21 protein-coding genes and 1 pseudogene are annotated in these 20,667 nt (G+C 40.3%); 19 read left to right on the forward strand and 3 right to left on the reverse strand.

Annotation, left to right across the window (positions count from 1 at the left end):
• Positions 1–245: 245 nt before the first annotated feature.
• The 10 genes from aroF to HZ311_RS10460 all read left to right on the forward strand — a co-directional run bounded on the left by aroF (position 246) and on the right by HZ311_RS10460 (position 8,711).
• Positions 246–1,265: a 3-deoxy-7-phosphoheptulonate synthase gene (aroF, locus tag HZ311_RS10415; RefSeq protein WP_019722398.1), complete on the forward strand. Its 1,020-nt coding sequence runs from the start codon at positions 246–248 to the stop codon at positions 1,263–1,265.
• A 14-nt stretch (positions 1,266–1,279) separates the two neighbouring features.
• Positions 1,280–2,344 carry a 3-dehydroquinate synthase gene (gene aroB / locus HZ311_RS10420; protein WP_023519134.1) on the forward strand — a complete coding sequence of 355 codons (1,065 nt, stop codon included), beginning with the start codon at positions 1,280–1,282 and terminating at the stop codon, positions 2,342–2,344.
• Positions 2,345–3,511, forward strand: a complete 1,167-nt coding sequence (aroC, locus tag HZ311_RS10425; protein ID WP_023519135.1) for a chorismate synthase — start codon at positions 2,345–2,347, stop codon at positions 3,509–3,511.
• A 13-nt stretch (positions 3,512–3,524) separates the two neighbouring features.
• Positions 3,525–4,604 (forward strand): prephenate dehydrogenase, encoded by a 1,080-nt coding sequence (locus HZ311_RS10430; RefSeq protein WP_023519136.1) that lies wholly within the window; start codon positions 3,525–3,527, stop codon positions 4,602–4,604.
• Positions 4,605–4,608: 4 nt separating this feature from the next.
• Positions 4,609–5,892 (forward strand): 3-phosphoshikimate 1-carboxyvinyltransferase, encoded by a 1,284-nt coding sequence (gene aroA / locus HZ311_RS10435; RefSeq protein ID WP_023519137.1) that lies wholly within the window; start codon positions 4,609–4,611, stop codon positions 5,890–5,892.
• Positions 5,892–6,398 carry a shikimate kinase gene (locus HZ311_RS10440; RefSeq protein ID WP_010736267.1) on the forward strand — a complete coding sequence of 169 codons (507 nt, stop codon included), beginning with the start codon at positions 5,892–5,894 and terminating at the stop codon, positions 6,396–6,398. Before aroA ends, HZ311_RS10440 begins: the two co-directional genes overlap by 1 nt.
• The gene (gene pheA, locus HZ311_RS10445) at positions 6,395–7,261 is read left to right on the forward strand and encodes a prephenate dehydratase (protein ID WP_023519138.1); all 867 of its coding nucleotides are present in this window, start codon (positions 6,395–6,397) and stop codon (positions 7,259–7,261) included. The genes HZ311_RS10440 and pheA overlap by 4 nt, the downstream gene beginning before the upstream one ends.
• A gap of 164 nt (positions 7,262–7,425) precedes the next feature.
• Positions 7,426–7,587 carry a type II toxin-antitoxin system HicA family toxin gene (locus HZ311_RS10450; RefSeq protein ID WP_023519139.1) on the forward strand — a complete coding sequence of 54 codons (162 nt, stop codon included), beginning with the start codon at positions 7,426–7,428 and terminating at the stop codon, positions 7,585–7,587.
• A gap of 34 nt (positions 7,588–7,621) precedes the next feature.
• Positions 7,622–8,077, forward strand: a complete 456-nt coding sequence (locus HZ311_RS10455; RefSeq protein WP_010736265.1) for a type II toxin-antitoxin system HicB family antitoxin — start codon at positions 7,622–7,624, stop codon at positions 8,075–8,077.
• 124 nt (positions 8,078–8,201) lie between these two features.
• Positions 8,202–8,711, forward strand: coding sequence for a type 1 glutamine amidotransferase domain-containing protein (locus HZ311_RS10460; RefSeq protein ID WP_010736264.1), 510 nt, complete (start codon positions 8,202–8,204; stop codon positions 8,709–8,711).
• 271 nt (positions 8,712–8,982) lie between these two features.
• Here HZ311_RS10460 and HZ311_RS10465 read toward each other — a convergent pair whose 3' ends face one another.
• Together HZ311_RS10465 and HZ311_RS10470 are read right to left on the reverse strand one after the other, a co-directional pair.
• Positions 8,983–10,149 carry a galactokinase gene (locus tag HZ311_RS10465; RefSeq protein WP_010736263.1) on the reverse strand — a complete coding sequence of 389 codons (1,167 nt, stop codon included), beginning with the start codon at positions 10,147–10,149 and terminating at the stop codon, positions 8,983–8,985.
• On the reverse strand, positions 10,146–11,186 hold the full coding sequence (locus HZ311_RS10470) for an aldose epimerase family protein (RefSeq protein WP_023519140.1): 1,041 nt from the start codon (positions 11,184–11,186) through the stop codon (positions 10,146–10,148). Before HZ311_RS10470 ends, HZ311_RS10465 begins: the two co-directional genes overlap by 4 nt.
• A 227-nt stretch (positions 11,187–11,413) precedes the next feature.
• On the opposite strand from HZ311_RS10470, the gene HZ311_RS10475 reads away from it, so the two are divergent.
• The 7 genes and pseudogenes from HZ311_RS10475 to HZ311_RS16070 all read left to right on the forward strand — a co-directional run.
• A complete protein-coding gene (locus HZ311_RS10475) occupies positions 11,414–12,319 on the forward strand; it encodes an AraC family transcriptional regulator (protein ID WP_010736261.1) in 906 nt (301 codons plus the stop codon).
• A gap of 68 nt (positions 12,320–12,387) precedes the next feature.
• Positions 12,388–13,065: an NAD(P)H-dependent oxidoreductase gene (locus HZ311_RS10480; protein WP_178946653.1), complete on the forward strand. Its 678-nt coding sequence runs from the start codon at positions 12,388–12,390 to the stop codon at positions 13,063–13,065.
• Positions 13,065–13,232, forward strand: a complete 168-nt coding sequence (locus HZ311_RS10485) for a hypothetical protein (RefSeq protein ID WP_010736259.1) — start codon at positions 13,065–13,067, stop codon at positions 13,230–13,232. The genes HZ311_RS10480 and HZ311_RS10485 overlap by 1 nt, the downstream gene beginning before the upstream one ends.
• A gap of 117 nt (positions 13,233–13,349) precedes the next feature.
• Positions 13,350–14,249 (forward strand): LysM peptidoglycan-binding domain-containing protein, encoded by a 900-nt coding sequence (locus HZ311_RS10490; RefSeq protein WP_071866708.1) that lies wholly within the window; start codon positions 13,350–13,352, stop codon positions 14,247–14,249.
• Positions 14,250–14,438: 189 nt separating this feature from the next.
• The gene (locus tag HZ311_RS10495; RefSeq protein WP_010736257.1) at positions 14,439–15,146 is read left to right on the forward strand and encodes a GntR family transcriptional regulator; all 708 of its coding nucleotides are present in this window, start codon (positions 14,439–14,441) and stop codon (positions 15,144–15,146) included.
• Positions 15,147–15,852: 706 nt separating this feature from the next.
• Positions 15,853–16,083 (forward strand): type II toxin-antitoxin system PemI/MazE family antitoxin, encoded by a 231-nt coding sequence (mazE, locus tag HZ311_RS10500; RefSeq protein WP_010736255.1) that lies wholly within the window; start codon positions 15,853–15,855, stop codon positions 16,081–16,083.
• A 49-nt stretch (positions 16,084–16,132) separates the two neighbouring features.
• Positions 16,133–16,258 (forward strand): annotated as a pseudogene (locus HZ311_RS16070) (type II toxin-antitoxin system PemK/MazF family toxin); the annotation flags it as partial.
• A 282-nt stretch (positions 16,259–16,540) separates the two neighbouring features.
• Here the strand turns inward: HZ311_RS16070 and HZ311_RS10510 are convergent.
• Positions 16,541–17,740: an enolase C-terminal domain-like protein gene (locus HZ311_RS10510; RefSeq protein ID WP_023519144.1), complete on the reverse strand. Its 1,200-nt coding sequence runs from the start codon at positions 17,738–17,740 to the stop codon at positions 16,541–16,543.
• A gap of 273 nt (positions 17,741–18,013) precedes the next feature.
• Here HZ311_RS10510 and HZ311_RS10515 point away from each other — a divergent pair, with 273 nt between their 5' ends.
• Entirely contained in the window at positions 18,014–19,843 is a 1,830-nt protein-coding gene (locus HZ311_RS10515; RefSeq protein ID WP_023519145.1) for a glucose PTS transporter subunit IIA, read from the forward strand.
• A 412-nt stretch (positions 19,844–20,255) separates the two neighbouring features.
• Positions 20,256–20,555, forward strand: a complete 300-nt coding sequence (locus tag HZ311_RS10520; protein ID WP_023519146.1) for a hypothetical protein — start codon at positions 20,256–20,258, stop codon at positions 20,553–20,555.
• Positions 20,556–20,667 lie beyond the last annotated feature (112 nt).

Raw genomic sequence — 20,667 nt, forward strand, 5'->3', positions numbered from 1 at the left:
GCTAAGGATGTTTGAGATGACTTGTCCGCCACATAGATGAAAATCTATAGTGGCTTTTTTGTTAGAATTGGTGAAGGCCCACTGTAGATTTGTCTACGGCGGGCTTTTTTTATACCTAACGAAAGGAGAACCACATCAGTTCATTTTCCAACGAGTTATTTTAAGTAAACAACGAACGATTTTCCATTGTCGATCAAGTGTTCAAACAGTGATAAAAAAATAAAAATAAAAAAGGATGTTATCTTATGATTTTAATTATTAAACCAGGAATTGAAGTAAACCAACTAGAACCAGTACTTTCACGTATCAAGGAAGAGGGCTTGGACGTTCAGATCAACCATGGCAAAGATCGTCTTGTTTTAGGATTGATCGGTGATCCAAAAATTATCCAAGGTGTACCATTTGAAAGATACGACACGGTGGAGCGTGCAGTAAAAATCTCTAATACGTACAAACTGACTTCTCGAGAATTTCATCCGCAAGATACAGTCGTTGATGTGGATGGTTTGAAAATCGGTGATGGTAGTTTTGTGACGATGGCTGGTCCTTGTTCAGTAGAAGGCGAAGAACAAATCATGGAAACTGCTCGTATGGCAAAAGCTGGTGGGGCAACAGTCCTACGTGGAGGAGCCTACAAACCTAGAACGTCACCCTACGCTTTCCAAGGATTAGGAGAAGAAGGACTGAAAATGATGCGTAAAGCAGCGGATCATTACGGCTTAAAAGTCATTACCGAAGTCATGGATGAAGCCCATATCGATGTCGTTTGCGAATACACAGATATCATTCAGATCGGCGCCAGAAATATGCAAAACTTTCGTCTATTAGAAGCTGTTGGGAAAACAGGAAAACCAATTGGCTTGAAACGCGGGATTTCAGGAACGATCGAAGAATGGTTGAACGCGGCGGAATACATTGCGGTACAAAACAATCCAAACATCATCTTTATCGAACGTGGTATTCGTACTTACGAAACAGCGACACGCAATACCTTCGATCTAAGTGCTGTACCGATCATTAAAAAATTAAGTCATTTCCCGATCATCGTTGATCCAAGTCATGGTACAGGGGTTTGGGATCTCGTATCACCAATGGCAAGAGCCGGTGTTGCTAGTGGCGCAGATGGGATGATCGTAGAGATCCACCCTGATCCAATCCACGCATGGTCAGATGGACAGCAATCATTGAATGAAAAGAACTACCTACGAATGATGGAAGAAGTCGAGATTTTAGTTGAAGCAATGAATAAAATCAAAGCCTTATAGAAAAGAGGAGCGTCATGTTAGAAGTTGTCTTACCAGAAAAAAGCTATGAGATCATCATTGAACGAAATGCACTCGATCATGTGTCTGAGTGGATCGAAGGAATCTGGAAAAATAAAAAAATCGCGATTATCAGTGATACGAATGTTTTTCCGATATACGGCGAAAAAATTTGTCAACAGTTGCGGGCAAGCTACGAAGTCGTCCATTATGTTGTTTCAGCTGGGGAGAGCAGCAAATCATTCGACATGGCAGCTCACCTCTATGCGTTTTTAGCAGAAGAACAATTTACGCGTAGTGATGCGGTGATTGCGCTTGGAGGGGGAGTGATCGGCGATTTAGCCAGCTTCGTTGCTTCCACCTATATGCGAGGGATTTCATTTGTCCAGATCCCGACTTCCCTACTGGCACAGGTCGATTCAAGCATTGGAGGAAAAACAGCAATCAATGCACCCATGGCGAAAAATATGATTGGGACATTTGCACAACCAGACGGGGTATTGATCGATCCAGAGACGTTAATGACGTTATCAGAGCGTAGAATCCAAGAAGGGATCGCTGAGATCATCAAGTGTGGTGCAATCAGTGATGAAACGCTATGGCAAGATTTGGCAAAATTAACAGGAGTTGCTGACTTACTGGCTAATAGTGAAAAAATCATTGAAAAGGCGTTGCGTGTGAAGAAACAAGTTGTTGAAGAAGATCAATTCGATAACGGGAATCGTTTGTTACTGAACTTTGGCCATACGATCGGACATGCCATCGAAAATACTGCTGGTTATGGTCAGATCAGTCATGGCGAAGCCGTAGCGATCGGTATGGTGCAAATCACCAAACAAGCCGAAAAGATGGGAAAATCACCAGTGGGCATCACTGCGCAATTGATCCAAATGATCGAAAAGTATCAGTTACCGATCAAGTACCAACCTTGGGAGGAGCAATCCCTTTATGATGCGATCACCCACGATAAAAAGGCACGTGGAAAGACATTGAAAATTATTTTATTAGATAAAATCGGACAAGCAAGAATCCAAGAAATTCCGCTTGAGTCCGTGAAAGACTATTTAAAGGAGGGGAACTAAATGCGTTTTTTAACAGCAGGAGAATCTCATGGTCCACAGTTAACTGCCATTATTGAAGGTATCCCGGCAGGTTTAGAAGTTTCACTTGAAAAAATCAATGAAGATCTTGCGAGACGACAAGGGGGGTACGGTCGTGGTGGCAGAATGAAGATCGAGAAAGATCGTGTCCAAATCACCTCAGGTATTCGACATGGTAAAACGCTTGGTTCGCCAATCACAATGATCGTGGAGAATAAAGACTGGAAGAATTGGCAAACGGTGATGTCAGCCGAGCCAATCGAAGAAAAACATGTCACACGTCGTCGAGTAGCCAAACCTCGTCCAGGACATGCGGATCTAGTTGGTGGAATGAAATACCAACATCAAGATCTTAGGAATGTGTTAGAACGGTCTTCAGCTAGAGAAACGACCATGCGTGTAGCAATCGGCTCTTTAGCAAAACAGATCCTAGCAGCACTAGATATTGAAATTGCCAGTCACGTAGCAGTTCTTGGAGGGGTCAAAGCAACGATTCCTGAAGTGCTACCTGTGGCGGTGATCAAGGAAAAAACAACGATCTCCGAAGTCAATATGGTAGACCTTGAGATCGAAGAACAAGTCAAAACATTGATCGATGAGACGAAAAAAGCAGGTGATACCTTAGGTGGTGTCGTCGAAGTCCGGGTTGAAAATGTACCGGCTGGTTTGGGTAGTTATGTCCAATGGGATAAAAAATTAGATGGAAAATTAGCACAAGCCATGCTGAGTATCAATGCCTTCAAAGGGGTAGAATTTGGGATCGGTTTTGATGCAGCGACTTTACCAGGTTCTAAAGTTATGGATGAAATCACCTGGGATCAAGAACAAGGCTACCGCCGGACAACCAATCATTTAGGTGGATTTGAAGGTGGGATGACAAATGGGGAACAAATCATCGTTCGTGGTGTGATGAAACCGATCCCTACACTTTACAAGCCGTTGATGAGTGTGGATATCGACACGAAAGAAGCCTATAAAGCAAGTGTCGAACGTTCCGACAGTACCGCTGTACCAGCAGCTTCTGTGGTGGCTGAACACGTCATTGCAACAGCACTTGCCGTGGAGATCCTTGAACATTTCCCAGCGGATAACATGAGTGAGCTGAAAAAATCTGTTGCCAGTCATCGGCAGATGATCCAAGACTTTTAGTGAGGAGACTGATATGAAGAAAAAGGTATTTGTCTTAGGTTTAGGTCTGATTGGTGCTTCGCTTTGCCGAGCCATCAAAGGATCGAATGTGACTCTTTATGGATGGGATCATTCAGCAGAAACAAGAAAAATTGCAGAAGAAGTCCAATTAGTGGATCATCTGGTGTCTGGGATCGAAGAAGCAAGTCAAATGGATGTTATTTTATTAGCGGTTCCTGTACAAGTTAGTTTGGACTATTTGCAACAATTAGCGACACTTCCGCTAAAGGAAACTGTATTGGTCAGTGATACTGGCAGTACGAAAGCAGCAATCATGACAGCGGCTAAGGAATTACCTTTTACTTTTATTGGTGGACACCCAATGGCAGGCTCGCATAAATCTGGAGTAAAAGCCGGCAATCCTAATTTGTTCGAGGAAGCTTATTATATATTGACCAATGATCATGAGAGTGATCGTGTAGCTGAACTGATGGAACTATTAGAACCGACTCGAGCAAAATTTGTATTGATGGAAGCCAAAAATCATGACGAGATCGTCGGCGTTTTAAGCCATTTGCCTCATATCGTGGCTGCTGGTTTAGTGCAAACCAGTGATGAACTCAATCAAAAACATCCAAGAGCCTCCCAACTTGCAGCCGGAGGGTTTCGAGATATTACGCGTATTGCTTCTTCTGATCCAAAAATGTGGACAGATATCTTATTAACGAATCAAGAAATCATGCTGTCTTTACTAGAAGAATGGCAATCCTCCATGGAAACATTGAAAACACAACTTGCGAGAAATGATGAAGAGGCCATTTATCGATTTTTTGCACAAGCGAAGCAAACAAGGGATCAGTTGCCGAAGAAACGACAAGGAACGATTCCAGCGTTCTATGATCTATACGTTGATATTCCGGATATTTCCGGTGCAGTTGCTAAGGTGACAACGGCTTTGAGCCAAGCAGATATTTCAATCATCAATCTAAAAATACAAGAAACTAGAGAAGATATTTTCGGAGTCCTTGAATTGTCCTTCAAAAATCAAACCGATTTAGAAAAAGGACAAGCATTGATTCAAGCGGAAAATTTTCACTGTTGGATCAGGAGTTGAGACAATGCAATTACTTAATGCTACACATGGGATCAAAGGTGAGCTAACGGTTCCAGCAGATAAATCGATTTCTCATCGCAGCATCATGTTTGGTGCAATCAGTCATGGAAAAACGACGATAACGAACTTTTTAAAAGCAGAAGATTGCTTGAGTACGATGTCCATATTTAGACAATTAGGTGTGAGAATAGAAGAGGAAGAAGAGAAAATCCATGTTTATGGTTATGGCGTAGAGGGATTACAAACACCAACAGAACGTTTAGATGCAGGTAATTCTGGTACAACGATCCGTTTACTTTTAGGGATTTTAGCTGGAAGTAAGATTTCGGCAGAAGTGTCTGGAGATGACTCGTTGAATCGTCGCCCGATGGGGAGAGTGATGAATCCTTTACGTGAAATGGGTGCAGATCTTAAAGGGATCGAACATCCAGATCTACCACCTTTACGAGTGACTGGTGGGCCTTTGAAACCAATCGAATATGAGATGCCGATTGCCAGTGCGCAAGTCAAATCAGCGATTTTATTCGCGGCACTTCAAGCAGATGGTGAGACAACGATCATCGAAAAAGAACGCTCACGGAATCATACAGAAGAAATGATCAAACAATTTGGTGGAGAAATCAGAGTAGAAGATAAAGTGATCACACTTGCTGGCGGACAACGGTTAGTTGGACAAAACGTGGCGGTACCTGGGGATATTTCGTCAGCAGCCTTTTATCTAGTCGCAGCAAGTATTTTGCCAGATAGTGAAGTCTTATTGAAACAAGTAGGAATCAATCCAACACGAACAGGGATTTTAGATGTATTGATCGAAATGGGGGCTTCGATCCAAGAAATGCAAATCGATCAACAAAATCAAGCGGCTGACTTAATGGTACGTTCTGCCAACTTGCAGGCGTGTACGATCGAAGGAGAAATCATTCCTCGCTTGATCGATGAATTACCGATTTTGGCATTAGCTGCAACACAAGCACAAGGCACGACGATCATTCGGGACGCACAAGAATTAAAAGTGAAAGAAACAAATCGCATCGATGCGACAGCGGAAGAATTGATAAAAATGGGCGCAAACATCGAAACAACAGATGATGGGCTGATCATTCATGGTCCGACACCTTTGCATGGGGCAATTGTTGACAGTCATGGGGATCATCGCATTGGCATGATGTTACAGATTGCCGCATTATTGACCGATGAGCCAGTTGAATTGAACCATCCAGAAGCGGTAAATATTTCTTATCCTGACTTCTTCACTGATCTAGCTGGTCTGATCAAGGAGAAAAACTAATGGCTGCAATTGTGCTGATTGGTTTTATGGGCGCCGGTAAAACAACGATCAGTCGCAAGCTTTCTATGCAGTTAAAGAAACCATTGATCGATATGGATACAAAACTAGTCGAGGAGTTTGGCTGTTCGATCAGTCAGTATTTTGAATTACATGGCGAAGCTGCCTTTCGACAGGAAGAAACGAAGCTACTGAAAAACTCATTGCAAGAAGAAGCGATCATTGCGACAGGTGGGGGAGTTATCCTACAAGAAGAAAATCAACGACTGCTGACAGATCATCTGGTGGTTTACTTAAAAGCTGATCCCGATCTTTTGATCAAACGTATCCGCCAAGATCACAAACAAGCCCGTCCGTTGGCACTCGATAAAGATGATACAGAGTTAAAAGAATTATTTTTTTCGCGGAAAAAACACTATGAAACATTAGCAGATCTTACGATAGAAACAACTGGTAAATCACCAGCAGAAGTTGTCTCAGAAATCATAAAGCAGGTGATGAATCGATGAAAATTGGTTATCTAGGCCCAAAAGGTTCCTTCACATATAGTGCAGTAAAGAATTATTTCAACGAAGGCGATTGGTCTCCGTATCAAGCTTTAACAAATTTGATTGATGCCCAGATCAACGATGCGATCGATTATGCGATGGTACCGATCGAGAATTCCATCGAAGGTTCTGTATTGCCCACATTAGACCATGTCTATGAAACCTTACCAACGATCCAAGGAGAAATCGTTTTACCAATCAAGCAACAATTGATGGTACATCCTAAGCATCAACAGATGTGGCAAGAGGTAACAAAAATCTGTAGTCATCCGCAAGCGTTGGCACAATCGCAAGTATTTTTGAAGCAACAGTTCCCTGACGTGGAAATCGAGCAAATGGGTTCGACTGCCCAAGGTGCCCAACAAGTTGCCGAGCATCCTGAACAAAAAATCGCGGCAATCGGACCTAAAGAAGCTGCGGAACAGTTTGGTTTGACCATCGTTCAGCAAGATATCCAATCGATCCGCAACAATGAAACCCGTTTTTGGCTACTAGGTTCCTCACCGATGTCATCTCAATTACCAGTCAGTACTTACAAAGCAACGCTATTTGTAGACTTGCCAGAAAATCGCCCAGGTGCGTTATATCAAGTACTTGCGGTGTTTGCAGAACAAAAACTTAATTTGACCAAAATCGAGTCTAGACCGCAAAAAACCTCGTTAGGTGAATACTTTTTCGTGATCGAAGTAGAGATTGAACAGGCAGATACAAAATTGAACGAAGCAATCAAACTACTGGAACAGCGAGCATTTCCGGTCCAATTGATCGGAGAATATCCAGTGTACCGTAGCCGTGAGGATAAAAAAGCGACATACAGAAAATAAATCAAAGCAGCTGAACCTAGATAGCTGCCTTGGTTTTTTTTGAATAATTTTTCTATATTTGCTTTTACACGTATAGCACGTGTTTTTTATTTTTTTCACGTGTTACACGTGTTAGTATAGATATGTCAGGAGGTATTGTAACAATGCCAATGACATAACAGGAAATGGTCAAACTCTTGATTTCCATAAGTGGGTTAAAAGTTAAAGGTGGAAAAGGTTCTCATATAAAAGTGAAACTACCAGGAGTAAATCGACCAATTATTGTTCCTTCCAAGCTACCTAAAGGGACAGAACATGCGATACTGAGGCAGGCAGGGTTAAAATAGCTTTGTTCCTGCTTCTTGAGAGAGGAGGAGGATCATGCTTATTTCATATCCGGCATTATTCTATTCAGAAACAAGTGAAGGCTATGACTCGGGATTTTCTGTTTTCTTTCCAGATTTTCCGGAGATGGCTGGTACAAGCGGATCTGACATTCCTGAAGCGCTCGAAAATGCCTCTGATTACTTAGGTATTCTTTTGGCGGCTGAGATAGAAGAAGACCGAACATTACCTGAACCATCTCTTATCAGTTCATTGTCACTTATAGAAAATAACCCTTTTAAAAGTGACTCTGAGTTCATATTAGAATATGATGCTGAAAAATCATTTATTTCAATGGTCTCTGTAGATCTAACAGAATATTTAGGCACAGAGGAACCTGTAAAAAAGACGTTAACGATCCCAAAATGGGCAGATAAGTTAGGTAAAGAAATGCATCTAAATTTTTCAAAGACATTGACTGAAGCCATTGTTCGTGAAAAACTAGGTGCTTAACTTTAAAAGAGAAACTATCATCTTTCTTTTAAATAAAATAGGTTATAAATCATAAACAGATGATTTGCACACTTTTCTGAAATCCTTTAGGCTAGAATCAAGCGATAAGAAAGGAAGAGGAAAAATGGCAAAAAAAATTGCAGCAATCGTAACTGATTTAGTCGAAGATATTGAGTTGACTTCACCAAAAGAAGCATTGGAAAATGCGGGGAATGAAGTGACAACGATTGGTTTTGAAGCAAACCAAACGATCAAAGGCAAAAAAGGTGGCGAGTTCACGATCGATCGCAGCATTGATGAAGTTTCTCCTGAAGATTTCGATGCGCTCTTGATCCCTGGAGGATTCTCACCGGATCAATTACGTAAGGATCAACGTTTTGTTGATTTCGTTACTTACTTCTTGAAAAATGACCAACCGTTATTTGCTATCTGTCATGGCCCACAATTGTTTATCCAAACCGGTCTAACAGAAGGTAGAACAATGACTGCTTACGATACTGTTCGTCCAGATGTGGCTTACGCTGGCGCCAATGTCAAAGATGAAGCAGTGGTGATCGATAATCAATTAGTTACTAGCCGTACACCAGATGACTTGCCTGAATTCAACAAAGCAATTGTTGAGATCTTGGGTTAAACGACTGAACACTTTGTAGCGTTGCAAGTCAAAATAGTGATACGAGGAATAAAGAATTTTAGAATGATTTGGGACAGAAAGAATGCAAATACATTCTTTCTGTCTTTTTAACTGAAAAAGAAATTTATAATTAAAATAAGATGCAACTAATCAACAGCTGATTTTTAAATTTTTTCAAAATTATTTAACCTAGATTCAAAATCATGATTCAATAAAATATGCGCCTGAGTTTGATTGTTTGCCAAGCCCAGACGCATGTTTCTGTTTTTAACTAAATTTTCGTCGTACCGCTTCCGATATGTGCTACATAAAACTCTGGCTCATATCCTACAACCTCTAAATAACGTGCATGGACATTTTCTTTAAAGGCGGGGATTTCCTCTTCTTTGACTAGAGCGATGGCACAGCCACCAAATCCTGCGCCTGTCATTCGTGCGCCTAATACACCAGGTTGCGCTTGTGCGGCATCTACAAGTGTATCTAATTCGATGCCTGTGACTTCGTAATCATGACGGAGTGAGTAATGAGAATCATTCAATAATAGACCGAAAGCTTCTAAGTTTCCTTGCTCTAATTCAGCTTTTGCTTTTAATGTTCGTTGATTTTCAGTGACGGCGTGACGTGCGCGACGGATCAAGGTATCATCGCCAATCAAGTCCGTATTCGCTTCGAAAGTCGCTTCATCTAATTCGCCTAAAGCTTTGATGTCCAGCTTCGTTTGTAGACGTTTCAAGGCTTCTTCACATTCGCTGCGACGTTCATTATATTTTGATTCCGCTAATTCACGTCGTTTATTCGTGTTCATGATAACCACGGCGTAGCCATCTAATTTAACTGGGACCATTTCATAGTGTAATGTATTCGTATCTAGCAAGATGGCATGGTCGATTTCTCCAAAACCGATCGCAAATTGATCCATGATCCCTGAATTGACACCAATGAATTCATTTTCTACTTTTTTTCCAGTTTGAACGAGTGTCAAGCGATCGATCGCTAAATCAAACAAATCTTCCAGAACAACCCCCACTAATAATTCTAACGAAGCACTGCTAGAAAGTCCGGCACCATTAGGGATCGTTCCTTCAATCACCAATTCAAAACCGCTCTCGATGGTATAGCCAGCTTCTTTTAGTTTCAAGATCATTCCTTTGACATAATTTGCCCAGTTGTCTTTTTTATCAAATGTCAGGTCATCAAGCGTGAATTCGATCACGCCGATTTCCTCAAAGTTTGTTGAGTAAACTAATACTTTGTTGTCTTCTCGACGTGCAGCAACGCCGTAAGTGCCATAAGTGATTGATGCAGGAAAAACGTGTCCACCGTTGTAGTCCGTGTGTTCACCGATCAAGTTGATTCGCCCAGGTGAAAAATAGTTTGTTGTTGGTTTTTCACCAAATAATTCATTGAATTTCGTTGTTAAATGTGCTGTTTTATTCATCTGTCTTGTTCCTCTCTTGCTTCAAGTTTGAATTCTGTAATCGTCTCAAATGGTGTTTCCGGTACCAAAGATATGTCGCCGAAAGAAGGGTAACGTTCTGCTCCTGGAGCGATTTGTGTTTCAAAAGTGATGCCGCCATGGTTCGCTAAACGTTGCCCGCGCATTTCAGGTGTATCTTCCCCAAAGTTGGCAGTGAAAATGACGATACTCGATGCATCCGTCCTGACACTGACTTTGATTGTTTCATCTGGACTTAAAAGAGAAGCGGCCGTTTTATCTAAGCCTGTGTCCTTTAAGAAGAACGGATGATCGATTCCATCAAATAATTCTTTTTGTGGAAAGTCACTGGTGAAAACAGTCGTTAGTTTTGTTGGTGTTTGAAAATCAAACGGTGTTCCAGTCACTTCTATTTGTTCACCTGTCGGAATGCTATCTGGTCGTAAAGCAGCAAAGGTTTGACTGTTGACCCACAAAGTATGGTCATCGATTGGTTGCGTCACATCACCACTCAAGTTGAAATAAACATGATTGGTTGGGTTGAATAGTGTCAATTGATCACTGACTGCTTTCGTTGTGACACGCCAAATATTATCTTCTGTAAGGGTATAGCGAACTTCTACGGATAAATTCCCTGGAAAACCACGCTCTTTGTCGGGACTAGTCGTGGTAAAGACCACAGTGGCTTCTTGTTCGCCATCAATGATTTCGTATTGCCAGATTTTTTCTTCAAAACTTGGCGTACTGCCATGTAAGGAGTGACCAGTTGCAGGATCGACAGGTAGTTGATACGTCTGGCCGTCGAGGGTGAATTTGCCTGCATCGATCCGCCCAGCAGTTCGTCCGATCGTTGCTCCGATAAAGGCATCTTTTTCGAGATACTCTTCTGCTGAATCAAAACCTAGAATCAACTCTCTACCCATGAATGTCAAACTGACGATCCGTGCGCCTAAATCGGTAACAGCGAGGGTCGTACCCTGTTGATTGGTTAAAGTAATTAAATGTGCAGATTGTCCAAATGTTTTTTTAGTAATGTCCATTTAAGTAGTCCTTTCTTGGTGCTGGATTAGTAGTTGGTGTAGGCGCAGTTTACGCCTAATCAAATTAACTATACCATTAAATGAAGCGTTTACAATGGGGCGTTTACTGTTTTTACCATTCAATCATATCAAAGAAGAGCACTTGCTTGAATGTATTTCTGTGAGCAGTATTTAACTTTTTGTTGCATCTATAGTAGAATAAAGAAAATACGAAAGAGGGTACGTCAATGGAAAAAGCGATTTTTTTGAAAAAAGAACATCAATCCATCTCACAAGAACTATACTTTGACTTTTGCGGTTTTTCTAAAACATTGCCCTTTCATTCATTTGGACCAGCTATTCGTCAAGATTATATTTTGCATATCGTGATGGAAGGAAAAGGAGTCTATCGCGTAAAAGATCAGCAATATCAATTAAAAAAAGGTGATCTTTTTTTGATTAGACCGGGTGATTCTACTTTTTATTTGGCGGATGGTGAAGATCCTTGGGTCTACTGTTGGATTTCCTTCGGTGGGGCAGTAGCCGATAAAATCATTCAACATTCTTTATTCAAAGATGATCAATACACGATGGTTTCTTCAGAAATTGCTAGATATGTGGAGATTATCTTGGCATGTATGAATTACTCGACAAAAAATCTAGTCGATGAGCTGCAATTAAATGCGTTGACGTATCAATTGCTCGCGCTCTTATTAGAAGATGGTGGCTATGTTCATTTAGGAGAACAAAAAAGTTATTCAGCCCTCGCTGTTGATGCGGTACAGTATATCGAAGAACATTACAGCGAGCGTTTGACTGTTGAGGAGATCGCAAAAAAATTATCCGTTAACCGAAGTCATCTCTCTCGTGTGTTCAAAAATCATATGGGGATCAGTATCAAAGAATATATGATTGGTGTTCGCATCAATCGGGCAGCGTTTCTCTTATCTCTGACGGAAGAATCCGTTGAAGCAATCGCTTATCAAGTCGGCTTCAATAGTTTGGTCGTATTTAGCCGCATGTTCAAGAAATTCACTGGTGAGACGGCGACAAACTATCGTAGACGAATGAATAACGAAAAGATCAAAGGAGTTTCCGCAGAACAATTAAAAAAGCAATTAGAAGAACAAGCCATCATTTCTTGGGCGACCTAAGACATAAAGGCATTGTTGACTGGGTTTTTCTTGGGATATGCTAGACTAGAAAACGGGAGGAAAAAGCTATGAAAACATTGATTATTGTCAGCCATCCGACAATTGACACATCGTTGAACCAACAGTTTTTTAAAGAAGCATCCAGCCAGCTATCGACTACTTGGCATCATCTAGAAGCTTGTTATCCAGATGGGGAAATTGATCTTCAAGCAGAACTTGCTTTATTGAAAGAGCATGACCGGATCATCTTCCAATTTCCTTTCTATTGGTATAGCGCGCCAGCCCATTTGAAAATGTGGCAATACCAAGTGTTAGAAGCGGCAACAGCAGTCTTATCAGGTAAAGAATTAGGGATCGTCTTAACAACCGGCGTGAGTGAAAAAGAATACCAAGCAGGTGGGAAAGAAGAGTATACGATCTCGGAGTATTTGCGTCCGTATCAACGAATTGCCCATAAATTCCAGATGACCTTTTTGCCTCCGTTTGTTTTAGCACAGTTCATGTACTTAACTCAAGAACAACGGTTTGAACGCCTGATCAGTTATCAGCAATATCTCACATTAGTCGAAAAACCTTCACTGATCAATCGGATCGATTGGTTTATCGAACGATTTGCACAAAATGAACGCATCAAGGAAAAAGCACCGATGAAGCAGCAGATGATCGAAACGATGTTAGAAGAAGCCAAAGAAAATATTGAAGATCTGACATTTATACTACAAGAGATGAAAGGAAAGACCTTATAATGGATCAATGGTTGACAGAACAATTAGCCGAATTGAGTACGCAAGCGGATTATGAGGGCAAAGCCTTACTTCATGAAATGTCACGCTTATTTGTCGAAATCAATGAACGGATCGAGCAGTTGCAAGGAGAAATCGATGGAGAATCTTGGAATCATCAAAAATGGTGATTTTTCTTCAGTAATAACATAATAAAAAATGTTCATAACGCTTATTATTTGCTACAATGGAACTACAAGAAAGTTGGTAACGCTATTTTTTTACAGAAATAACAGGTGGTGAATGAAATGAATGAAGAAAATGAACAGCGTGGCAATGTTCGATCAGCTCGAAGACAACAACAGAAACAAGCATCACGCATGCGTATGATGAAAATCGGTGCCGCTGTTGCAGTAGTCTTACTACTGGTTGGTGCAGGTACTGGATTATATCTCCATAGTAGAAACAATGCCAGTGAAAACTCGGTAGCAAAGACGAGTGAAACGACGCAATCGTCCACAGCTTCAACTACTGCTTCATCTGAAACTGAAGCAACACAAGAAAGCAGCGAAGCAACAGAACCTTCAGGAGCTATTTCTGAACAACTACAAGCAGTCGTTGCAGATTATTCGAAGAAAATCGAAGATAAAACCCCAGTGTTGATCGAAGAATACCAAGCAGAGATCCAAAACAATCAAGACGGTGTCAATGGTCTTTCGGTCATTGCCAACCGAAAAGCAAGAGAACTTCAAGCCTTGTCGGATGAAGGAATCAGTAAATTAAGAGGGATGTACCAAGATGCTTCCAACAAGGAGGATATCGACCTAGATACCATGATCAATCAGCTATCTGCAAGTTATACGGCGCAGGTCGCTCGGATCTCCGACATTTATCTGCGAACAAGTGCGGAACTTCAAGCAGCGACACCTAGTAGCGAATCTTCTTCGGAAGAGACGACACCTTCGACGGAAGCGACACCAGAAACAACAGAAACGTCGGAGTCACAAGCCGATCAGTACACGGCACAGTCCACAGAAGATACGAGCAATCAAGCCAATCAAGCAGCTACAACCGTTGTACGTGAAGGCGAAGGTCCAAATCAAATTGCGCAACGGACGGGTGTGCCAGTTGAGACGATCTTGTCCTTGAATGGCATGACGATGGATGATTTCTTCTTTAACCCTGGTCAAGAATTACGTTTGAATTAGGAAGATCAAGAAGAAAGATTCAACTTCAATTGATTAGATGAAGTCACAAAAATGGTTCTTTTTGCCAATTTTTGTGGCTTTTTTGTTCTAAATACGTTTCGTTCTCCACTGGCTCATCATGAGTGGGTTGTGATTGGTTGTTTTTTTGTTAAGATAAAGAAGTGAATGTAAACCGTAAAGGAGAAGATCATGAAAAAACGAGAATTCATCGTCCAAGATTTATTGAGTAAGATCTATCAAGAAGAATTTAAAGATGGAAAATTACCGAATCAACGAAAACTAGCGGAAATCTATCATGTTTCTCGCTTTACGATCCAACAAGCGATCAAAAACCTGGAAGAAATCGGTATTGTCCGTGTCGTTCAAGGATCAGGTATCTTTATCCATGAAAAATGGGTCAAAAATCCCTTGATCTTCAATTCTTTGACACGTACCCCTTATGATCGGATCCATTCAAAAATGATCAGTTTAAACAAAGCACCAGCAACGGCGGATGAGCAAAAAATCTTTCAACTTGATGACGGCGCCGAAGTTTGGACATTTGAACGTATTCGAATCGTTGATTATAAAATCGAGCAGTTAGAAATGTCAAAAATGCCGGTAGCAATGTTTCCCGACTTATCCCAAGAAGTCATCGAACATTCCATACAAAAGTACGTGGAACAAAAAGGCTATCGAATTTCTCACTATATCACGAGTTATGACCCAATCACGACTTCCAAAGAACAATCAAAAATATTGCTATGTAAACGCGGTACACCAGCCATGCAAATCACGAACCGAGCTATATTAGAAGATGGACAAGTCTATGAATACAGCAGTATCATTGCCATCGACTACTCTGTGACTTACATCCGCCCCTTTGACCGTGAGATCCATCGTTCGAGGATTGATTGAGGATTTGAGTAGTCTCAAAATAGCTTAAGGAAAAAACTTCTGTAAAAATGTAGCTTTTTTGAAAGTTAAGGAAGAAAACATTAAAGCGAATTAGTTGATAGTGATTGTGAAGAAAGCACTGATGAAGCGTAAAACGCAATCATCAGTGCTTTCTTACAAATGCTTGATAAGTGAAGTAAGTTATATTATTTATAATAGAAAATATAAAACACAAAAAAATAACTTACAATAAGTATGAACCAAATAAGTCTTTCAACTATTTGAGCTATTGTTGATTGATTGTATGTAAAAATGATACCAAATTTATAGTTCCTGTTACTGCGTATAAAAATACTCTGTAAACCTAGAGAGAGCATGATAAGTAACTTCATGATCAGATTCGATAGCTGATAGGATTGATCGTTAGTTGTTAGGAAAAAAGTATACAAAGTTAAAAGTTGTAACAACCAAATAACTTGAACAAGTTTTCTCGCAGCTTGGGTTTTATTCGACATAGATGTTCATCCTCCTTAAAATTATTATTGTGATTTAAGTTGATTATATGCCTTTTTTAAGTCAATATTCAATAAGTGTTTAATGAGAATGTGGCATTAAATAAAAGATTAAGAAGGTCTGAGACACTCTATTGATTTATTTTTGTATTAGTATCTTTTACGTTATAAAATTAAATTTTACATAATAAAATTTGCTGTGTGAGGAGTGATAAATGATGATTAATGTAAAAGCTCGTAAAGTAGGGAATTCTATCTCTATTTCAATTCCTAAACAGTATCAGGTTAAAGCTGGATCAAAATATGTCGTATATAAATCTAAGAATGGAGGATTAATATTCACACCAAAAATAGAAAATCCATTTTTATTGGATGAACCATTTCAAAAGGATGAAGATGAGGGATGGCAAACAATAGCAAAAGAGGAGATTGGGAAAAATGTATGAACCTCAACAAGGTGATTTGATCTGACTTAATTCTACGCCTTCTTTTAGCAGGGAAATAAGAGGGAAGCAGCCAGCTTTAGTTGTTTCCTCAAATGCTTACAATAAAAAAACGAACTATATTATTGTCTGTCCGGTAATGACTGGGGGAACAACTTTTCTGGGTATGTTTCTTTGAATGATTACAAGATACGTGGAAGAGTGAACGCTACACAAATTCATAGTTTTGATACTGACCGGATTATTAGTAAAGAATTTATTGATCGTCTAAGAGGAGACGATTTTCTTCAAGTCAAACAGATTTTAGATTATTCTTTAGAAACTGATTTTTGAAAACTATGTTTTACATAAAAAGCTACTAAGGTTTACACGGGTATTCATTATTATAATAATAGGAATACAGCGGAACCAAAAAAAGCTATCCTTACATATTTCGTGTAAGGATAGCTTTTTTTTGGAATTACGGTGTCACGATCGTGCCGTCTGGTGTACGGCTTTGTGTCCATTCGTGTGGACGATAGACAACTGGAAATTCTGCCGCCTGTTCTTCATTGAATGTGACACCGATCCCACTTTGTTCGATCGGATAGAAAAAGCCTTTTTTTGGTGTGGGGATATTTCCGAAAAGTTGTTTCGTATTTTCAGGAACATCGATGTTTTCTTGGATCGCCGCATTGTGCAAATGGATGTTCAAATGCGTATTCACTGCTAAGCCGATCGGTGTGATATCAGATGGCGTATGCCAAGCGATTCGTATCCCCATCGCTTCGCAAAAGTGTGCCAATTTCAAGGCAGGCGTGATCCCGCCGATTTGTGAGACATGGGCACGCATATAGTCGATTTGACGATTGCGAACTAATTCTTTCCATTCCATTGGATTATTGAACAATTCTCCAGTAGCAATCGGGGTCGTTGATTGACTTCGCAATTGAGCCAACCATTCATTTTGGTTTGGCGGTAGAATATCTTCTAAAAAGAAAAGATTGTACTTTTCTGTTTTTTTTGCAAAACGGATCGCTTGGTTAGGATGCAAGCGTTCGTGAACATCGTGTAACATTTGGAAACGATCGCCATATTTGTTTTGGATATGTTCAAACATGGATAGCGTAGTGGACATGTATTCTTCTTGATCGAAATAAGAGCCAGCAAGTGGTTGTTCAGGTGTTGCTAAATTCGTTGGATTTCCCCCATAAAAACCTAATTGACAACGAATATAACGATACCCTTGTGCGAGAAATGTTTCGATTTCACGATCGAGGTCCTCTAGATTAGCTGCGACAGCATGCGTATACGCAGGAATTGCTGTTCGAGCTTTTCCGCCGAATAACTGATACAATGGCATATCAGCGATTTTCCCTTTGATATCCCAGAGCGCCATATCGACACCTGAAATGGCGTTATTTGTGATTGGCCCATTCCGCCAGTAAGAATTGACATTCATGACTTGCCAAAGGTCTTCGATTTGATTCGCATCGCGTCCAATCAGTAAAGGTTTTAAGTATTCTTCAACTACGGTCTGGACAGCCAAAGGACGAAATTGGAAAGTGCCGCAACCGAAGCCGGTCACGCCTTTATCTGTTTCAACTTTTACGACTAACAAGTTGTGACGATCTGGTTTGATTGCGTAACTTTTTATATTTGTAATGATCGTTGGTGTCATTTTTTTCACTCCAATATACATAAATATGAATCATGTGCATCCTCATTGAAACATGGGGAAGAACATCCTGTCAATTTGGTCTAATAAAAACATCTAAACCGACTAAAAATCAATCCAATTTTACGTTAGTATTTTTATAAACGTTGATATTAAAGCTTTTTCGTTGGTTATTTACTAAAAAGGACTGGTTTTACAAGTGGCGTTCCACATGCTACTATTTGGGTGAAAGCGGAAACAAGAATCATTGTTTGATGAGAATAAGGGGGAGAACATGTGAAGCATGAAGAAATAGCAAAACAAATCATACAACATGTGGGTGGAGCAAGTAATATCAACAACGCTTGGCATTGTATGACAAGATTACGGTTTGATTTAAAAGATGAGAAAAAAGTGGATTATGCTGCGTTGGAAAAAACACCGAAAGTGGTGGGGACAAAATATCAAAGTGAACAACTGCAAGTCGTGATCGGTACAGAAGTCGCTGACTATTTTGCACCAATTGCGAAAGAATTAGGGTTAGATGAAACAAGTGAACGAAGTGAAGGAGAGAAAAAAGGCGTCGTATCCTTATTTATGGATACTGTTTCCGGTGTATTTGGTCCGATCGTACCAGCAATTGCTGGGGCAGGAATGATCAAGGGTTTGATGGCCGGTTTAGTGGCATTGAATGTCATTTCGAACCAGACGGATACGTATTTGATCATTGATATGATTGCGAGTGGCGTATTTACTTTCTTGCCATTTTTCGTTGCTGCTTCTGCCGCTCGGATCTTCAAAACGAATCCATATTTAGCGATTGCGATCGCTGCAACTTTACAATTTCCCACCATGACGACAGCGGTTGCTGAAGGTTCGATCTCTGCTTTCCAACTGTTTGATCTCATTCCAGTTCCTGTCTTTAATTATGCAGGAACAGTTATCCCGATCATTTTTGCGGTATTGGCACTCAGCTACATTTATCGTTGGGTGGATAAGTTGTTGCCACAAGTGTTACGAACGGTTTTCACACCAACCATTTCCCTGTTTGTTGCAGGATTGTTGACACTCACAGTGATCGGCCCGATCAGTATTCATTTAGGTAACCTCTTAGCAGCTGGTGTGGCATGGTTATTCTCAATCTCACCAGTGTTAGCTGGTATCGTGGTCGGTGCGATCCGTCCAATTGCAATCTTTACTGGGTTGCATCATGCGATGACCCCAATTGCCTTACAAAATTTTGCGAATCAAGGCTATGACATGTTGATGCCGATGATGTTCATGGCGAACATGGCGATCACTGGTGCGACAGCTGCAATTTATCTCAAGGTAAAATCAAAAGAAGAAAAGTCATTGGTACTATCTTCTGCTGTTTCTGGTCTATTAGGAATCACTGAACCAGCGCTATTTGGGATCTTATCAAAATACAAGAAGGCGTTTATGGCGGCTACAATCGGTAGCTCGATCGCTTCAGCGTTTATCAGTTTCTTCGGTGTTCGGATCTACGGCTATATTTTATCAAGTATTTTTAGCTTACCAGCTTATATCGGTCAGTATTTTGTTTTTGCGGTACTTGGGATAGTGATCGCTTTGGTTTCCTCATTCGCCATCACTTATTTCTTAGTACCAAACGAACAAGCTGAAGATACTGAGTACACGAACGAAGTGAATCTACACGCTGTAGCTAAAGGAGAATATATTCCTTTAGAAGATGTGCCTGATGAAGTTTTTTCAACGAAAATGATGGGGGATGGTTTTGCAATCGAGTCAATCGATGGCGCCATCTTTGCACCGGTCAGCGGAAAAGTCACTACGATTTTCCCTTCCAAACATGCGTTAGGAATTAAAACTAGTAATGGCGTCGAAGTATTAGTCCATATGGGAATTGATACTGTTAACTTGAATGGGGCAGGATTCGATGTACTTGTAAAGGTCGGTGATCAGGTAACCGTTGACACTAAAATTGCTCAAATGGATTTGCCTTATATCCATAGTCAAGGGAAAAAGAGCATGGTCATCGTTGTGATCACGAACATGGATCGTGTGTCGAAATTCTCCGGGGAACGAAACCTAGAAGGGCAGCACCAAGCTGGAGCGCTCTTAGAACGTGCCTTGTTGAATGGGTAAAATGAAAATAGCATGATCAAGAGAACATACGCCATCTTCAAAGATTGGCGTATGTTTTTTTGTTGGTAACCTTATTTTTTTGTTTATTTAGTTATCTATATTTTTATTTAAAGTTATTTAATTTATCGGGTGAAACATGAATAGATTTTATGCGATTCCATGATTTGCTAGGTGTTAGGGGACTTTGATAATACTGGTTTATCAGCTGGTTTTCATTGTTTTATGAGGGCTAGTGGTTTTTAATGTAGTGGGGAATGGTATGGTGGATAGGCGAAGGAGGAGAAATGTGAAAAAGATTCATTCAGTGTATGGAATTCTTTAGGTTGTTTTATTTGATGTTTTTTTAAAAATGAATTATCTTTATTTTTAAATGCGGTAAGCGCTTTTAATATAAGCTTAGGAAGCGATAGATATGACTGATTTAGCTGGAGGAATCACTATTCCAGACGCACCAACGATTACAGATGAACACAAGAAGCTGGTAGAAGAAGCACGCAAAACGTTAGATGACAGTAGTGAAGCTATACCATTTGCGCTATTAGGAACACAAGTAGTTGCTGGGACAAACTATTGGATCTTGTGCAAAGTCAACATGTTTGGCCCCACACAGAGCAAAAAATTAGTGACTTACAAAATCAACAAAAATCCACAAGATGAAGTGACGCTTTTGGAAGCGGAAACATTCGAGTTTTTGATTGACCCAACTTTTTAAAATACTTCCCCACTTTCCCATACGGTCGATAAGAGAAGATGTTCATTCTACTATCAACTATATGGGATTTTTATTATCTCAAGAACTGTCTTTACTGTGATAGAAAAACCAT

Source organism: Enterococcus mundtii (assembly GCF_013394305.1).
Taxonomy (GTDB): domain Bacteria; phylum Bacillota; class Bacilli; order Lactobacillales; family Enterococcaceae; genus Enterococcus_B; species Enterococcus_B pernyi.

What these genes read in the sequence shown, in the direction of transcription:
- aroF (WP_019722398.1), top strand. Translation starts at nt 246, where the DNA reads ATGATTTTAATTATTAAACCAGGAATTGAAGTAAACCAACTAGAACCA.
- aroB (WP_023519134.1), top strand. Translation starts at nt 1,280, where the DNA reads ATGTTAGAAGTTGTCTTACCAGAAAAAAGCTATGAGATCATCATTGAA.
- aroC (WP_023519135.1), top strand. Translation starts at nt 2,345, where the DNA reads ATGCGTTTTTTAACAGCAGGAGAATCTCATGGTCCACAGTTAACTGCC.
- HZ311_RS10430 (WP_023519136.1), top strand. Translation starts at nt 3,525, where the DNA reads ATGAAGAAAAAGGTATTTGTCTTAGGTTTAGGTCTGATTGGTGCTTCG.
- aroA (WP_023519137.1), top strand. Translation starts at nt 4,609, where the DNA reads ATGCAATTACTTAATGCTACACATGGGATCAAAGGTGAGCTAACGGTT.
- HZ311_RS10440 (WP_010736267.1), top strand. Translation starts at nt 5,892, where the DNA reads ATGGCTGCAATTGTGCTGATTGGTTTTATGGGCGCCGGTAAAACAACG.
- pheA (WP_023519138.1), top strand. Translation starts at nt 6,395, where the DNA reads ATGAAAATTGGTTATCTAGGCCCAAAAGGTTCCTTCACATATAGTGCA.
- HZ311_RS10450 (WP_023519139.1), top strand. Translation starts at nt 7,426, where the DNA reads ATGGTCAAACTCTTGATTTCCATAAGTGGGTTAAAAGTTAAAGGTGGA.
- HZ311_RS10455 (WP_010736265.1), top strand. Translation starts at nt 7,622, where the DNA reads ATGCTTATTTCATATCCGGCATTATTCTATTCAGAAACAAGTGAAGGC.
- HZ311_RS10460 (WP_010736264.1), top strand. Translation starts at nt 8,202, where the DNA reads ATGGCAAAAAAAATTGCAGCAATCGTAACTGATTTAGTCGAAGATATT.
- HZ311_RS10465 (WP_010736263.1), bottom strand. Translation starts at nt 10,149, where the DNA reads ATGAATAAAACAGCACATTTAACAACGAAATTCAATGAATTATTTGGT.
- HZ311_RS10470 (WP_023519140.1), bottom strand. Translation starts at nt 11,186, where the DNA reads ATGGACATTACTAAAAAAACATTTGGACAATCTGCACATTTAATTACT.
- HZ311_RS10475 (WP_010736261.1), top strand. Translation starts at nt 11,414, where the DNA reads ATGGAAAAAGCGATTTTTTTGAAAAAAGAACATCAATCCATCTCACAA.
- HZ311_RS10480 (WP_178946653.1), top strand. Translation starts at nt 12,388, where the DNA reads ATGAAAACATTGATTATTGTCAGCCATCCGACAATTGACACATCGTTG.
- HZ311_RS10485 (WP_010736259.1), top strand. Translation starts at nt 13,065, where the DNA reads ATGGATCAATGGTTGACAGAACAATTAGCCGAATTGAGTACGCAAGCG.
- HZ311_RS10490 (WP_071866708.1), top strand. Translation starts at nt 13,350, where the DNA reads ATGAATGAAGAAAATGAACAGCGTGGCAATGTTCGATCAGCTCGAAGA.
- HZ311_RS10495 (WP_010736257.1), top strand. Translation starts at nt 14,439, where the DNA reads ATGAAAAAACGAGAATTCATCGTCCAAGATTTATTGAGTAAGATCTAT.
- mazE (WP_010736255.1), top strand. Translation starts at nt 15,853, where the DNA reads ATGATGATTAATGTAAAAGCTCGTAAAGTAGGGAATTCTATCTCTATT.
- HZ311_RS10510 (WP_023519144.1), bottom strand. Translation starts at nt 17,740, where the DNA reads ATGACACCAACGATCATTACAAATATAAAAAGTTACGCAATCAAACCA.
- HZ311_RS10520 (WP_023519146.1), top strand. Translation starts at nt 20,256, where the DNA reads ATGACTGATTTAGCTGGAGGAATCACTATTCCAGACGCACCAACGATT.